At 62.2% G+C, this 14,284-nt stretch carries 12 protein-coding genes and 2 pseudogenes; 8 read left to right on the top strand and 6 right to left on the bottom strand.

Annotation, left to right across the window (positions count from 1 at the left end; translation table 11 throughout):
* Positions 1-354: 354 nt before the first annotated feature.
* The gene (locus tag JC607_RS20235) at positions 355-1,380 is read right to left on the bottom strand and encodes an IS110 family transposase (RefSeq protein WP_198838640.1); all 1,026 of its coding nucleotides are present in this window, start codon (positions 1,378-1,380) and stop codon (positions 355-357) included.
* A 225-nt stretch (positions 1,381-1,605) separates the two neighbouring features.
* On the opposite strand from JC607_RS20235, the pseudogene JC607_RS26180 reads away from it, so the two are divergent.
* Positions 1,606-1,935 (top strand): annotated as a pseudogene (locus JC607_RS26180) (helix-turn-helix domain-containing protein); the annotation flags it as partial.
* 16 nt (positions 1,936-1,951) lie between these two features.
* Here JC607_RS26180 and JC607_RS20225 read toward each other — a convergent pair.
* Genes JC607_RS20225 through JC607_RS20215 form a run of 3 tightly spaced genes read right to left on the bottom strand, consistent with a single transcriptional unit; the run spans position 1,952 to position 5,263 of the window.
* A complete protein-coding gene (locus tag JC607_RS20225) occupies positions 1,952-3,016 on the bottom strand; it encodes a response regulator (protein WP_198838639.1) in 1,065 nt (354 codons plus the stop codon).
* Complete coding sequence (locus JC607_RS20220; protein ID WP_198838638.1) at positions 3,003-4,796, bottom strand: ATP-binding protein; 1,794 nt, start codon at positions 4,794-4,796, stop codon at positions 3,003-3,005. The genes JC607_RS20225 and JC607_RS20220 overlap by 14 nt, the downstream gene beginning before the upstream one ends.
* Complete coding sequence (locus JC607_RS20215) at positions 4,793-5,263, bottom strand: molybdopterin-dependent oxidoreductase (RefSeq protein ID WP_198838637.1); 471 nt, start codon at positions 5,261-5,263, stop codon at positions 4,793-4,795. The genes JC607_RS20220 and JC607_RS20215 overlap by 4 nt, the downstream gene beginning before the upstream one ends.
* A 162-nt stretch (positions 5,264-5,425) precedes the next feature.
* Here JC607_RS20215 and JC607_RS20210 point away from each other — a divergent pair, with 162 nt between their 5' ends.
* Genes JC607_RS20210 through JC607_RS20195 form a run of 4 tightly spaced genes read left to right on the top strand, consistent with a single transcriptional unit; the run spans position 5,426 to position 10,274 of the window.
* A complete protein-coding gene (locus JC607_RS20210; protein WP_198838636.1) occupies positions 5,426-6,397 on the top strand; it encodes a hypothetical protein in 972 nt (323 codons plus the stop codon).
* The gene (locus JC607_RS20205) at positions 6,394-8,949 is read left to right on the top strand and encodes a VWA domain-containing protein (protein WP_198838635.1); all 2,556 of its coding nucleotides are present in this window, start codon (positions 6,394-6,396) and stop codon (positions 8,947-8,949) included. Before JC607_RS20210 ends, JC607_RS20205 begins: the two co-directional genes overlap by 4 nt.
* On the top strand, positions 8,946-9,764 hold the full coding sequence (locus JC607_RS20200) for a hypothetical protein (protein WP_020952708.1): 819 nt from the start codon (positions 8,946-8,948) through the stop codon (positions 9,762-9,764). Before JC607_RS20205 ends, JC607_RS20200 begins: the two co-directional genes overlap by 4 nt.
* 42 nt (positions 9,765-9,806) lie before the next feature.
* Positions 9,807-10,274 carry a hypothetical protein gene (locus tag JC607_RS20195; RefSeq protein ID WP_148292723.1) on the top strand — a complete coding sequence of 156 codons (468 nt, stop codon included), beginning with the start codon at positions 9,807-9,809 and terminating at the stop codon, positions 10,272-10,274.
* A 140-nt stretch (positions 10,275-10,414) separates the two neighbouring features.
* On the opposite strand, the gene JC607_RS20190 is transcribed toward JC607_RS20195, so the two are convergent.
* Complete coding sequence (locus JC607_RS20190; protein WP_198838634.1) at positions 10,415-10,600, bottom strand: hypothetical protein; 186 nt, start codon at positions 10,598-10,600, stop codon at positions 10,415-10,417.
* Between JC607_RS20190 and JC607_RS20185 the strand changes: the two genes are divergently transcribed.
* From JC607_RS20185 to JC607_RS20175, 3 genes are read left to right on the top strand one after another with little or no spacing between them, the layout of a single operon-like run.
* Positions 10,599-11,162 carry a hypothetical protein gene (locus JC607_RS20185; protein ID WP_198838633.1) on the top strand — a complete coding sequence of 188 codons (564 nt, stop codon included), beginning with the start codon at positions 10,599-10,601 and terminating at the stop codon, positions 11,160-11,162. The two genes, JC607_RS20190 and JC607_RS20185, sit on opposite strands and share 2 nt — an antisense overlap.
* A 2-nt stretch (positions 11,163-11,164) precedes the next feature.
* A complete protein-coding gene (locus JC607_RS20180; RefSeq protein WP_198838632.1) occupies positions 11,165-11,710 on the top strand; it encodes a hypothetical protein in 546 nt (181 codons plus the stop codon).
* Entirely contained in the window at positions 11,711-12,358 is a 648-nt protein-coding gene (locus JC607_RS20175; RefSeq protein WP_198838631.1) for a hypothetical protein, read from the top strand.
* Here JC607_RS20175 and JC607_RS20170 read toward each other — a convergent pair.
* Positions 12,257-14,083: pseudogene (locus JC607_RS20170) on the bottom strand (OB-fold nucleic acid binding domain-containing protein); the annotation flags it as partial. The gene JC607_RS20175 and the pseudogene JC607_RS20170 overlap by 102 nt on opposite strands.
* Positions 14,084-14,284: the final 201 nt, after the last annotated feature.

Here is a 14,284-nt window from a genome sequence, read left to right as displayed (position 1 = left end):
AACCCGTCGGTATTGACGTCGGCCGAAACGGCGCCGATTCCTTGACCATGCGGTCGGGGAGCCTGTGACGTATGTCCAGGCGCTCCGGTGCTAAAGGTCATCTGTGGACGCTCCCTAGAACGCAAGGAAAATCTTCGAGTAATTCGGCGATCATAGTCGTTGGGTGCAGTCATCTGTCCGGCCTCTTCATGCGGTCGAACAGACCGCGGGCCCGTATGGGATTCGCGGATCGGAGCCAAAACACAGGGGCGCGCTCGAGACGCTCGACCTTTACCGGGCTTTCCGATCCCGTCTCTCTGACTATTTCGCCATACTATCCGTCGACCTTCTTTGCGTCTTCGAAGCGGTTGTCGGCTATGCCGCTCCCGCCGAAGTTCTGTAGTTACTGCCAGTCGCCATCATCGCCCAGACGATACGCGCCATCTTGTTGGCCAACGCGACGATCACGAGCATTCGCGGTTTCCGCGATAGCATCTGCGCCAGCCAACTGCCGGTCGGCGGCTTACGTCGACCGAAGTGCTGTACAACTGCCGAGGCACCCATAATGAGCAACCGGCGCAACGTTCGCTCGCCCATCTTCGATGTGGCGCCAAATCGCTGCTTACCCCCACTCGAATGCTCCTTGGGTGTCAAACCCAGCCAGGCGGCGAAGTCACGCCCTCGGCGAAATTGCGAGACGGCGGGGGCAAGGGCGACCAAGGCAGTCGCAGTAATTGGCCCGACCCCCGGAATGGTCGTCAGCCGTCGGGCCTCTTCGTCTTCCCGAGCACGCCGAACGATCTCCTTATCGAAAAGGGCGATCTTCTCTTCCAGCAGACGCAGCGTGTCCACCATGATCGCCAGCACCGCGCGCGCCGCATCAGGGACTGCGCTTTCAGGGTCCACCAGTTGTTCGATAAGCCGCCCCAAATAGGCTGGCCCCTCTGGTGCTACAATCCCAAACTCGCTCAAATGTCCGCGCAATGCGTTGATAATCTGGATCCTCTGCCGGACGAGGAGATCTCGGGCGCGAAACACCACCCCGCTGGCCTGCGCTGCCTCGCTCTTGATGGCCACAAACCGCATGGTCGGCCGCTGAACGGCCTCGCAGATTGCCTCGGCGTCGGCCGCATCAGTCTTCTGCCGTTTGACGAAAGGTTTGACATAGGCCGGCGGGATCAACCGCACATCATGACCGAACCGGGTAATTTCACGCGCCCAATAGTGGGCGCCGCCGCATGCTTCCAAGGCGACCAGGCAGGGAGGGCATGTTGAGAAGAAATCGAGAACCTTACTGCGACGAAGCTGCTTGCGGAAAACTACCCCGCCTGCCGCATCAGCTCCGTGAAGTTGAAATACGTTCTTTGCGATATCAAGGCCTATGGTACACACTGTGGGCATGCCGGGTCCATCCTCTAGTTGGTGCTGCTCGATCCCGACATAGAAATGCGGGAGGGAGGGAGCGTCCACCCCATCATAGGGACCGGACAGGTTCGGTTTTCCTCCCCGATCACCAGGGTGACAAGGATGGTTTGCGGGGGCGCACCGCAGCATTCGCTTCTGTTCGGTATAGGATAGGCCGAGTCGGGCGACGAATTCGACAACTTTGACAAACGCCTCGGTCGTAGACTGAAGGAACTGCGAACCAGCCGCCGCCTGTCACTCCCTGAGGTCGCGGCCGGGAGCGGCATCAGCTATCAGCAGCTGCAAAAATACGAGGCAGGACGAAACAGCCTTTCCGCCAGACGTCTAGCCAAGATTGCGATGCTATTTGATATGGACGCTCCTGCACTTTTGAATCCGCCTACGTCCAAAGATGATTGTGCGTCGCTGTCAGACTCGGAATCCACACAGCGCAGAGGCGAACGGGCTCGACTTCTAAAGGCATATTTTGCGCTACCGCAAGTTGTGAGGCAGGCTTTTCTGAAACTGCTTGAAGGAGCAGGAAAACATTGAGCAAACGTCCGGACGTTCACTCGGTGCCGCAGCGGTCTGTTCGATTGACCTCGGCAACAGGAAGCGATGACGCTTCCGATATCGCCGGGCAAGCGAAGAGGATACCGACCAGCGTCGCCTGCCGGTCTGCACCCGTCTTCTCGAATATGTTGCGCAGATGGAAGGCGACGGTGGTTGCAGAGACGCCGAGGGCGGTCGCAATGGCCGCCGGTTTGTCCCCACTGGCGAGAAGCAGCGCAATCCGGGCCTCGGTCGGGGTCAGGCCATAGAGCGCGGAAAGCGTCTCGGCGCGCGGCAGCGGCGGCTTCTGGCGGTCGCCGAGAAAGATCGCGATCCGGGCCGCGTGTCCATTCGCCTGAAACGGTACTCCGAGCAGAGAGAGGCTCCGCGCACCGTCCGGGCAGGGCAGGGCGAGCGGGCTGGCGCCGCTGTCCGACCCCTCCTGCGCGATCTGCTGCAGCCATGATCCGAGCTTGCGGTTTTCGCTGTCGTCGGCGGCGCTGAGCGCCCCTTCGGTGATGAGCGCGCCCGTATCTTGCAGGATGCCTCTGGCCACCGCATTCACGAAATGGACCCGGCGCGCGGCATCGGTCAGGATGACGCCGACCGCCAGCAGATCAAGAACCGCCAGCGCCTCGGGCCGGTCCGAAGCAGCCCATGGCAGGGGGATCGCCGTCTGCCTGGGCCAGAGGCGGATCTGGCGCAGGCGGGTCTCGACCGTGGCCAGCATCAGGTCATAGTCGATCGGTTTGACCAGATAGTCATCGGCACCAAGGCGCTTGCCCTCGATGATCTGTTCCCGTTCCGCCAGCGCGGTCAGGAAGACAAAGGGTGCCGCCGAATTGCTACCGCCCGCAGCCTTCACCGCTTGCAGCAACTCATGGCCATCCATCCCCGGCATCGAGATATCGCACAGGATCAGATCCGGCTGCACCTGCTCGAGCTGATCCAGAGCCTCGGCCCCGGTGCTGGCCTCGATCACGCCATAGCCCGCCTCGCGCAGTTCCTCGGCCAGATCACGCAGCAGGTCGACCTCATCGTCGATGCAAAGGATCAACCCTTTACCGTCAGATCCTCGCATTGTGGCTCCTTTCCGGGTCGGTTGCGGGCAGGGTCAGCGCAAAGACCACCGCATCCGCGCCTTCATCCTCGGGCGGATCCAGCAAGGCCAGATCACCGCCTTGTATCCGCGCAAGGCTGCGCGCCATGTAGAGGCCAAGGCCGATGCCGCCGATCCCCTCGACCCCGCCGCCGCGATAGTAGCGATCAAAGACATGCGGCCGGTCATTGGCGACGATCCGGCCCCGGTTTGTGACCTTGATCTGCACTTGCCCGTCCTGCGCGCGAATGGTGACGCGGATCGGCAGGCCCGCCCCGGTATACTTGCGGGCGTTGGTCAGAAGGTTGAGCAGGATATGCTCGATCTGGGTGGCATCTCCGGTGACATTGGCGGGCGTGGCCCCGGTTTCGATCTGGACCGGAGAGAGGCTTTGGCCCTCACGTGCGACAATGCCCTGCACAAGCTCCGAAATATCGAGCTGGAGCGCATCGTTGGTCATCTGGCCCGCGTCAAGGCGCGCGGCATCAAGGATACTTTCCACCAGCCGCACCAGTTGCGCCACCGCACCGCGGGCGCGGGTGGCGCGTTCGCTGATCTCAGCCGGATCGGCGCTGGTGCCGCGCCGGATCAGGCGTTGCAGACCGGAATCGATCACCGCCAGCGGCGTGCGGAACTGATGCGAGACCATGGCTGCAAAGTTGCGGTAGATTTCAAGCGAGGCGCGTTCGCGGGTCAGGGCCGCGTCCAGCTCTTCTGTGCGGCGCGTGACCTCGGCCTCGAGATGGTCGCGGTGCCGGGCCAGTTCACGCTGTGCATCGTGGCGTTCGGTCACATCGGAAGCGATCAGCACCGCGCCGATCACCTGATCCTCAGACCGCAGCGGAAAGCCCATCAGGTCGACATAGGCGGGCGGGCCGCCATCCGGCCCGAACACCGGCTGATCCAGCGACACGCGCGCCCGCCCGCCCATGATGTCGGAAAGCAGCGCCCCGACATGTTCGGTGGCGAAAAGACCGCTGATTTCGTCCGGCACCCGCGCAAGAGCATCACCCGCGCGGATGCCGAGCAGCTTTTCCATCACCTCATTCCACAGGGAACATTTCCCGGCCGCATCAAAAGCCACCACGCCGCGATCCCCGGCGCTGACCAACAGTTGCGAAAACGCCCGCTCGGCCTGCAATTGCGCGGCCCGGCGGTTCGAGGACCGGGCGGTCAGCACCAGCGTCAGGATCAGCACCGCGCCGGCCAGCGCAATCACCCCGAGCGAGAAACCGATCTGGCGCATCCGGCTGGCGGTCTCGTCCAACTGGGCGCCGATATCGTTCCATTCCGCCACCATCGCCCGGTTCGCCGCCCGCCCGAGCTGGCGCGTCAGTGGCTGGAGAACCTCTTGCAGCCGATCTTTTGCCGTAACATCGCCCCGCAGCAGCTGGGCGATATCGGCCTCAAGCTGTGGTCCTGCGTCCTCCAGCGCTACCAGTGTTTCATCAAGCCCCAGATGCAGCATCCGCGAACGCTGCGGCTCATCCAATAGGATCCGCGCCGTGCTGAACCAGATATCAAGCTTCTCGTGCAGATCGGCCCTGTCGCCCATGCCGGCATGGGCCGTGGCCTCGGCCAACCGCAGATGCGCGGCTTCGGCGCGGGAGATTACCCAGAGCATATTCTGGGTGATCTCGATCCGCAGCGTGCTTTGCGCAACCGTAAGCTGCCGGTAGGAAAACGCCAGCACCGTCGCAAAGACGGCGATTGTCAAAAGCGGCAGGACAACCCCGAGCAGTTGGCGCGGGCGCCTGGTCAACGGATCTCGATCCGGTTCAACTGCCAGATCCAGCGGATGTCATAACGGATATCCTGCAATTCCTGATGCTGGTCGCGTGGATAGACGATCCAGTATGGCCCCTTGTCGCGCGGATGCAGGGTCTGGCCGTTCATGCGCCAGGCAAGGATGACGTCAAAGCGGTGGAAATCCCGCATCGGGATGTCGATCTCATAGCCATTCAGCGCGCCGAGGGTGACCACCTCTCCCTCCTCCCGCCGCAACAGGGCCAGCACATCGCGCATCAGGTGGCCCTCGAAATGCTGGATGCCTTCGGTCACAGCAGTGCTGGTGGACAGCTCATGCACCGGCAGTTCCATGATCGCATCGGCATAGAGCTCGCCCGAAACCACCCCGCCATCAAGCTCATAGTAGATGTCTTGGGCCTGCGATGCGGCGGAAAAGGGCAGGATCAGCAGAGTGGCGGCGATGATGCGATGGGTGAACAAGAGGGTTTCCGCTGAAAAATTGCCATTAGACCGGGGCAGAATAGCCCCTGAGGTCCATACTGCCACAGCTTTTCCGACTTTTCCCCCTCTGAACGAACGGGGCGGGGACGCGGAAAGCCCGTTAGGGTGCCACAATTCGAATGGGTAGGAGCAATTTTCCGGATGTGGGATTTCAGTATCAGCCAGGCCATCGGCCTGATGATGCGCACGCTGCCCTTTGTGGCTCTGCGCGCCGGCGTCTATTTCGGGATCACGCTGGCCTATATGCTGGCAACCGGCACCGGGATCGGGATCGGCTGGGGCGTCGGTGCCTTTGGCGACGATGATTTCCGCGCCCAGAGCATGGCCTGGGGCGGGATGATCGGTTTCGGCATCACCGGGGCGGTGATGTATTGGGTGCGCGAATATATCCTTTATATCGTCAAGGCCGGGCATATCGCCGTCATGGTCGAGTTGATGGGCGGTAAGTCCCTGCCCGAAGGGCGCGGCCAGATCGCCCATGCCACCACAGTCGTGAAAGAGCGTTTCGGTCAGGCCTCGCTGCTTTTCGCGCTGGATCAACTGGTCAAGGGCGTGATCCGCGCCGTCACCGGCATTGTGCGTGGGATCCTCGGTATCCTGCCCATTCCCTATGTCAAACAGTTGATGGGCGTGGTGCAGGCGTTTTTGCGGGTGGCGGTCGGCTTTGTGGATGAAATCATCCTCGCCCATGCGATCCGCACCGGATCGACCGATGCCTGGGGTTCGGCGCGTGAGGCGCTGGTGCTTTATGGCCAGAACTGGAAGGTCATGCTGAAAAACGCCGCCTGGCTGACGCTGTTCACCTATGGGCTGGCGGCGGTGGTGTTCCTAGTCATGCTCGCGCCCGCAGCCGCTCTGGTCTATGCCATGCCCGGCGCCTGGTCTGCGGGCGGTTTCGTCTTTGCGCTGCTGTTCGCCTGGAGCGTGAAGGCCGCTTTCCTTGAGCCCTTTGCGGTGGCCTGCCTGTTGCAGGTCTGGGTCAAGGCCACCGATGGGCAGACCCCGGACCCGGAATGGGATGCCCGGCTTGAACAGATCTCCTCGCATTTCCGCAAATTGAAAGAGCGTGTCAGCACCCGTTTTGCCCGCGCACCGAAAGGAGCCCCCCAATGAAATCCTGGCTGACCGCCGCCACGCTCGCCCTCGGGTTGGCGCTGCCCGCGATGGCGCAAGAGCGCCCAAACACCATCCTCGTCCTCGATGCCTCCGGCTCAATGTGGGGGCAGATCGACGGGGTGAACAAGATCACCATCGCGCGTGATGTGGTGCGCGATTTTGTCGGCACCTTCCCGGCGGATCTGAACCTTGGCCTTGTCACCTATGGCCACCGCGAGCGCGGGCAATGTTCCGACATCCAGACGATGATAGACCCCGCCCCCGGCACCGGGGCGGAGATTGCCCGGATTGTCGACGGGCTGAACCCGCGCGGCATGACGCCGATGACTGATGCCGTGATCGCCGCCGCGCAGGCGCTGCGCCATACCGAACAGGCGGCGACCGTGATCCTGATCTCGGACGGGATCGAGACCTGCAACCCCGACCCCTGCGCCGCCGCCCGCGCGCTGAATGAAGCAGGCGTTGATTTCACCGCCCATGTCATCGGCTTTGACGTCAAGGGCGAGGCCGAGGCGCTGATGCAAATGCAATGCATCGCCGAAGAGACCGGCGGCCGCTTCCTCACCGCCGACAATGCCGCAGAGCTGACTGCGGCGCTGGAACAGGTCGCCGCGCCGACCGCTGGCCCCTTCACCTTCACCGCCCATCAAAGCCCCGAGCGGATGGGGTCAGAGCCTGTGTTCTTCTGGCCGAATGAGCCGCCTTCCGCCCCGCTGGTCGCGGGCGAGGTGTTTTGGCAGATCTCGGACAATGAGTTCAGCTTCGTGAGCGAGGCCACCGGCAACCCGCTGACGCTCGATCTGCCCTTTGGTGATTATGTGGTGACGGTCACCGCCCATGCCTGGGACCAGCCGGTCCAGACCGAAGGCACATTCGGCCCTGAAGGCCCGCGCAATCTGCATGTGATGTTCCCGCCCGCAGCACCTGCGCTGGCCGAACTGACCCTGCGCGCGGTGATGGACAGCGCCGACGGCCCGCTGATCGACACGCCATTCACCTGGGAGTTCAGCCGCGACGGCGACAGCTTTGAATTCGACGGCAATCCCGGCGTGATGGAGGTTCGCCCCGGCGGCTGGACCATCACCGGCCATCATACCGCTCTGGAACGCGCGCAAAGCGTGGATCTCGATCTGGCGGCGGGTGAGGCCCTGACCCATGTCATGGTGTTCGAGACGCCCGCGGCGCCCTTGCCCACGGTCACCGTGAGCGCCCCGGCGCAGGTGGTGGTCGGCGCGGCTGTCCCGGTGTCATGGACCATCGAGGGCGATGTGAACCCGCGCGACTATGTCACCATCGTGCCTGCGGGCGCCGAGGCCGGCGTCTATACCAATTACGACCGCCTCGAAGGCCGGTCCGAGGGCCGCCTGCGCGCCCCGGCCGAGCCGGGCCTTTACGAGGTGCGGCTTCAGACCGAGGGGCGCGGTTCGTTGGTGCTTGCGACAACCGCGGTCGAGGTGATTGACGCCGCCGTCACTGTTTCGGCCCCGGCGCAGGTTGCGGTCGGATCGGCCTTCACCGTGACCTGGGAAGCTGATGGTCTGCATCCGCGCGATTATGTCACCATCGTGCCGATGGGCGCCGAGGATGGCGCCTATACCGATTATGACCGCATGGAAGGCCAGACCGAGGGTCGTCTGCGCGCGCCCGCCGAGCCCGGCCTCTATGAGGTTCGGTTGCAGATGGAGCAGATTGGCCGTGTTCTGGCCCGCACTTCGATCGAGGTGGTCGATGTCGAGGTGAGCGTTTCCGCGCCCGCGCAGGTTGCGGTCGGATCGGCCTTCACCGTGACCTGGGAGGCTGATGGTCTGCATCCGCGCGATTATGTCACCATCGTGCCGATGGGCGCCGAGGACGGCGCCTATACCGATTATAACCGCATGGAAGGCCAGACCGAGGGTCGTCTGCGCGCCCCCGCCGAGCCCGGCCTCTATGAGGTTCGGTTGCAGATGGAGCAGATTGGCCGTGTTCTGGCCCGCACTCCGATCGAGGTGGTCGAGGGGAACGTCACCGTCAGCGGCCCGGATCGTCTACGGGCCAGCAGCGATTTGACCATCAGCTGGACCGGCGCGATCCACCCGCGCGACTATGTCACCATCGTGCCGGTCGGGACTGCGGAGGGCGAATATGGCGATTATCGCCGGATCGACAGCGCAACGCAGGTCAAGATGACTGCGCCGACAGAGCCGGGCGCTTACGAAATCCGCTATCACCTGGATATCGATAACCGGGTCATGGCGCGCCATCCGTTTGAGGTGCTGGCCGCAGATGCGGCGCTGGACGATGGGGCGGGGCTTGTGGCACCCGCCACCGCCAAACCGGGCGAGACAATCACCGTCACCTGGACCGCCAGCCAGGACGGCCGCGATCAGCGCGTGGCGCTGGCGCGCGCCGATCAGGCCGACTTCAGCTGGATCAGCGCTACGAGTTCTGTGGAAGGCAATAGTCTTGACCTGACCCTGCCGGACAGCCCCGGAACCTATGAACTGCGCTTTCTTGACCTGACTGACAGAAAAGTGCTTGGCCGATCAATCATCGAGGTACAGCCATGACAACCCCAGAGGCCCGTTCAACCGTCTTCGTCGCATCGGTTCTTTTGACACTTACAGCCGTAACTGCTGTAGCTGAAATCGACGGCCATGGCCCTGACGCCTGGCGCGTCACCGGGGTTTCGGCCAATGATCACCTGAATGCCCGCATGGGGCCGGGTACGAGCTATCCGGTGATCGACAGTTTTGGTCACAATGAGCGGGGATTGCAGCAGGTGACCTGTGTGCCTTTCTACACGGCAGAATATTACCACCGCATGAGCCAGGCCCAGATCGAAGCCTTGCCAGCGCGCTGGTGTCTGATGCGCGATGCGACAATGAGCAAGGCCGGATGGGTGGCGCAGCGCTTCATCACCCCAGATGGAGTCGAGACATATGCACCCGCTGCGGAAACATCGCCGCAACCCGAGCATGAACCCTATACCGCGCAAGCGGGGCTCGATCCGGTCGCGCAGGCCGTGGATCTGGTGCGTGAACTCTACGAACGTCAGTTTCAGTCCGAGAACAGCAATCTGCCCAGTGTGTTGGACACTGACGTGGCAAATCATTATTTTACCAGCGATATCGTGGCCCTGTTTGCGTCAGGTCGGATCGGCGCACATCCGATTTACGGCGCGCAGGATTTCAACGGCACAATCGGAGAGCCGACACCTGATCCCGACACCCCCATGCTGCGCGGCATGATCACCATCAACGTCGATTTCACCAACTTTGGCCGAAATCAACGCGTTGTTTACTATATCCGTCCGGACACAACGCGCCAGAACGCGCCCTTACGCATTTTCCGGGTCGAACATGATGGCTGGTCCTATCCATGAAATCGGCGAACAGAAGCGCCAACTGGAGGCATCAAACCAAACATGCGTAACGCGCCTTCGCCTGGCCTTGTAATTCTGACTGTCTTTATCGGGCTACATGTCGCTGGCAGTGTTTTTGCTGAAACGCCGATACTGGATGATTTACCTCCCGGTAAAACAGGCGTGCTTGAATCGCCCGTCGGTACATATGAGTTTACGACGACCGTTTGTGGCATCTTTCTTGAGGACAACTTCGAGGATATCGAAATCATGGGCCCCGGGACGGCACCTGACGGTGAGAATTTCTACTTTGAGTTATCTTCCACCGGAAACTCAATGACCATCAGTATAGGATCAGAAGGACCATTTGACTCTTCGGATCGACAATTGCAGGCGGGACAGCATGTGTCAGAACCGTTCACCGTTGAGACTTCAGGAGAGTTCATATCAGTACCGCACATCACTCTTGTCGACGAAGTTGGCTGGCGCATCATTGGGGATGCCAGCTTGCGGATAAATTGTGGCGAGTGACACCGCTCAGGATCCGGAGTTGATGAGCTACACCCCATCTCTTGGACAAGATCTTGCCGAATTTAAGCTACTCTGTCCGTCATCGAATGATTTGGAACAGGCGGCCTAGTTCTGTAGCGGGTGGCTTGGGCTCATCGGTTTCAGGTTATGCTGCTTGACGCTGATGCTTCAAGCGGCGGTTCTGGATGGTTTGTTTGTCCGGCAACCTTTCTGGCCCATTGGGCCAGACCACCGATCACGGCAGAACCATCGATATGGCGGCCCTCCGCCAAATTAATCTGACCTTTGACGGCCTTCTGGCCGCCCCTTGAACGGATGACCTTCATGAACAGATTTCTGCCCGCCGCCCTGCTGGCCCTGATCGCCGCCCCCGCCTTCGCGCAGGATTTCGAACACATCGGCGAGATCCGCGCCAGCTTTCAGGGCGAGGATCTGAGCTTCGATACCATGGCCACCGAGCGGGACGGCAAAACCATGTCTACGGCGACGGTCGGGGACATCGGCGGCACGCCGGGTCTGCCCGCTGCCAGGGTATTGCAGATCACGGGCGCCCATATCGTGGACGGGCGCGAGGCCGGGTCGCTACACCTGACGCACTACTATGACGAGCATCCGCAGGATGGCGCCGCCTCTGTGATATGGCAAAGCTCCTCGGTCAGCTATTATCCCAACCGCAGCACCCCGCCGCTCTGGGAAATGAGCCCCGACACCCGCAGCAATGTGACATTCCGCTTCGACAGTTTCTATTTTGATGGCGAAACCGGGCATGTCAGTGCGACCTTCACCGGCCAGCTTTGCCGCAGCGATGTGCCGGGCGAGGAGGCCGATCCTGACGATTGCCATGAAATCAGCGGCAGTTTCGACACGCCCTTGAGCGGGCAGGATTGACGATGCGCCACGTGATGATTGCCGCTCTGATTGGTCTGCCACTGTTTGGGGCACCGCTGCGCGCCGATGTAATCGAGCTGTTCCCATCAGAATGTGACGCCTCGCCGCCGCTGGAGGATCTGGTCGGAAATTACCGGCTTTCGGTCTTTCCCGGCACCTTGACCGACGGTGTCCGATCCGTAAGTGCCTCGCATCACTCATCCCATGCGGTGAATTTCGTGCTGATGGGCGAGGATCTGGTCTTGCAGGACGCAAGCGGCGGCCCTTCGGTGAATTTCCGCTATGTCGGCCCGGATGAGCCGGATTGGCGCGGTGATGATGGCGAGGTCAGCATAGATGAACTGGCAGGGATTGTTGGCTGTGATGTGAACCGCTTGCCGCGCCTAATCGGCAGCGGACACACAGTTTCGGACGGCGTGCCGTTGACCTTTACCTATCGGCTGATGGTCTGGAACACGACGCCCGACAGCGTCGCCCTGATCGGCGGGATGGAATGGGCGGGCGGCGGTCTGAACATGAAGCGCCGGGTCATGATGGAGGCTCAGTAAATGATCAAACACCGCCTTTTGCGCGCGATCCTGTTCGCCGGGTTTCTCGGCGCGTCGACCGCCCCTGTATTTGCCCAAGCCGAGGGCCTGGGCATGCCGGGGGATCATATCACCGGCTTCGTCGAGATCAGCATTGATGATGCTGATGCCCTCGGCCTTGTGACCTTTTCCCGCACCATTGTCGCGCGGGAAGCCCCTGTTGGCACCACCCCGGACGCGGCAGCCTTTCTTGAGAGTATGGCTGGCCGCGAGATCCACAGCGCCAGCTGGATTGCACCGGATCTCGCTGGGCTTGGCCCCGGCGCTATATTCGTGAGTATCGACGCCAGCGAAAACCCCGACCCGCGAAGCCCGGCCGCCGAGGTGGCGTTGGAATTCCAGCTCGGTCTGAACGACCTGTCGTTGCTGGATCGCGGTAGAAGCCTGCGTTTCCGACCAGCGACTGGTGGTCGCGGTCAGGAACAAAGGGCGCGCGATATCATGATTGAAATGACTGGTGTCTCGGTCAGGGACGACGGGACCAGTCTCGCGCTCAGCGGGAATTTTTCAGCTGATTTCATTGGCGGAGGTTCCGTCTCTGGAACGTTCAATATCGAGCAGGTCAGTGGCACACGTGAAATTGCAGCCATTTTGAACCGCCCGGAGTAAACTACGCGCCCTGCCCGCTGCCCGGGTCGGCCTGACGGTCTCCCCTGCCCTCTCGGTCTCGGCCCCAATCCGCAGCTGATACCCGATGGTGGAGAGGCGCGCTGACAGATCCTCGATAGCTTCCGCGATCAGATGGGTGACCTGTCCGTCGCGCTCGATCCGCCCCTTCACCCGCAGAAGCCGCCCGGCGACCACGGCGGCGCGGAACGCCTCATAGACCCTCTTCCAGACCACCACATTTGCGGTGCCGGTCTCGTCTTCGAGCGTGAGAAAGACCACGCCGGAGGCGCTGCCGGGGCGCTGCCGGGTGATGACCAGCCCGGTCAGCAGCACCCGTCCGTTTGACGCTGCCAGGCGCTCCGCCGGCAGACATTCTGGCAGGTTCGGGCGCAGGATCTCCATCGGATGGGCACGGAGTGACAAGCGCAGCGCCAGATAGTCCTCGATGACCTCCTGGCCTAGGGTCATCCGGGGGAGCTCGACCAACGGCTCATGCTCGCCCTCCCCGTCGATACCGAAGAGTGGCAAGGGCTTCGGCGCCTTCAATGACTTGGCCTGCCAAAGCGCGTCCCGCCGCGAGAGACCGAGGCCTGCGAAGCCATCGGCTTCGGCAAGGCGGCCCAAAGCATCTGGCCTGAGCCCTGCGCGGCACCATACACTCTCGACATCCGTGTAGCCATTACCGCGTGCGGCCTTGATCCAGACAGCATCCTCCTCGCGCATTCCCTTCACTTGCCGGAAGCCAAGCCGCAGAGCGTGCGAACCATCAGCCCGGGGCTCGATCGTACAATCCCAGATCGAGTCATTGACCGAGACTGGCCGCACCTCGACCCCGTGATCGCGGGCATCGCGCACCAGTTGCGCGGGCGCGTAGAACCCCATCGGTTGCGCATTCAGCAGCGCGCAGGTGAAGATCGCCTGATGATGGCGTTTCAGCCAGGCCGAAACATAGACCAGCCCGGCAAAACTCGCCGCGTGACTTTCGGGGAAGCCATAGGAGCCAAAGCCCGCGATCTGAGCAAAGCAACGCGCTGCGAAGTCTGCATCATAGCCACGCTCCAGCATACCGCCGACGAAGCGATCCTGGAAACCGCCGATGGTGCCCATGCGCTTGAAGGTGGCGAGTGATCGGCGCAGCCGGTCAGCCTCGGAGGGCGTGAAGCCTGCAGCTACAACCGCGATCTGCATCGCCTGTTCCTGGAAGAGGGGCACGCCATAGGTGCGACCCAGCACCTCCGTCATGGCGGGGCCGAGATCCTCGACCTTCTCCCTGCCCTGCCGGCGATTGATGAATGGATGGACCATGCCACCCTGGATCGGCCCGGGCCGGACGATAGCCACCTCACAGACCAGGTCGTAGAATTTGCGGGGCTTCATCCGGGGCAGGAAATTCAGCTGCGCGCGGCTTTCGACCTGGAACACACCGATCGCATCTGCCTTGCAGAGCATGTCGTAGACCCGACCATCCTCGGGCGGGATGTTCGCCAGCGTCAGATACTGCTGCCGGTGATCGTCGATCAGGCCGAATGCCTTACGGATCGCGGTCAGCATGCCAAGGGCGAGGATATCCACCTTCAAGAGGCCAAGCGCGTCGATATCGTCCTTGTCCCATTCGATGACGGTGCGATCCTCCATCGCGGCGTTCTCGATCGGGCAGAGCTCGTCCAACCTTCCCTGGGTGATGACGAAGCCGCCGACATACTGCGACAGATGCCGGGTAAATCCGCAGCGCACTCACCGGCATCGGGCCGAGCCGAGAGAGCAACCCGCATTCCGGGATCACGCCCCCTCCACGGCGGGCAAGTGCCCAGGCACCGCCCCGGGTCTCGGCAATGGCGCTTTTCGAATAGACCCCTGCCCTTTCGAGACGAGCCTCGAGATCAGCCAGAAGTTCGACCTCGCCACCGAAGAGATGTGGCACGCCGG

It is taken from the genome of Paracoccus sp. IB05, from assembly GCF_016405985.1.
GTDB lineage: Bacteria > Pseudomonadota > Alphaproteobacteria > Rhodobacterales > Rhodobacteraceae > Pseudogemmobacter.
Note: the sequence above shows the minus strand (reverse complement) of the source record. Positions and strands in the feature narration are given on the sequence as shown.

Bases quoted from the DNA above. Each gene is read 5' to 3' on its own strand.
- JC607_RS20235 (WP_198838640.1), bottom strand. From the start codon at position 1,380: ATGCCCACAGTGTGTACCATAGGCCTTGATATCGCAAAGAACGTATTT.
- JC607_RS20225 (WP_198838639.1), bottom strand. From the start codon at position 3,016: ATGCGAGGATCTGACGGTAAAGGGTTGATCCTTTGCATCGACGATGAG.
- JC607_RS20210 (WP_198838636.1), top strand. From the start codon at position 5,426: ATGTGGGATTTCAGTATCAGCCAGGCCATCGGCCTGATGATGCGCACG.
- JC607_RS20205 (WP_198838635.1), top strand. From the start codon at position 6,394: ATGAAATCCTGGCTGACCGCCGCCACGCTCGCCCTCGGGTTGGCGCTG.
- JC607_RS20200 (WP_020952708.1), top strand. From the start codon at position 8,946: ATGACAACCCCAGAGGCCCGTTCAACCGTCTTCGTCGCATCGGTTCTT.
- JC607_RS20195 (WP_148292723.1), top strand. From the start codon at position 9,807: ATGCGTAACGCGCCTTCGCCTGGCCTTGTAATTCTGACTGTCTTTATC.
- JC607_RS20185 (WP_198838633.1), top strand. From the start codon at position 10,599: ATGAACAGATTTCTGCCCGCCGCCCTGCTGGCCCTGATCGCCGCCCCC.
- JC607_RS20190 (WP_198838634.1), bottom strand. From the start codon at position 10,600: ATGAAGGTCATCCGTTCAAGGGGCGGCCAGAAGGCCGTCAAAGGTCAG.
- JC607_RS20180 (WP_198838632.1), top strand. From the start codon at position 11,165: ATGCGCCACGTGATGATTGCCGCTCTGATTGGTCTGCCACTGTTTGGG.
- JC607_RS20175 (WP_198838631.1), top strand. From the start codon at position 11,711: ATGATCAAACACCGCCTTTTGCGCGCGATCCTGTTCGCCGGGTTTCTC.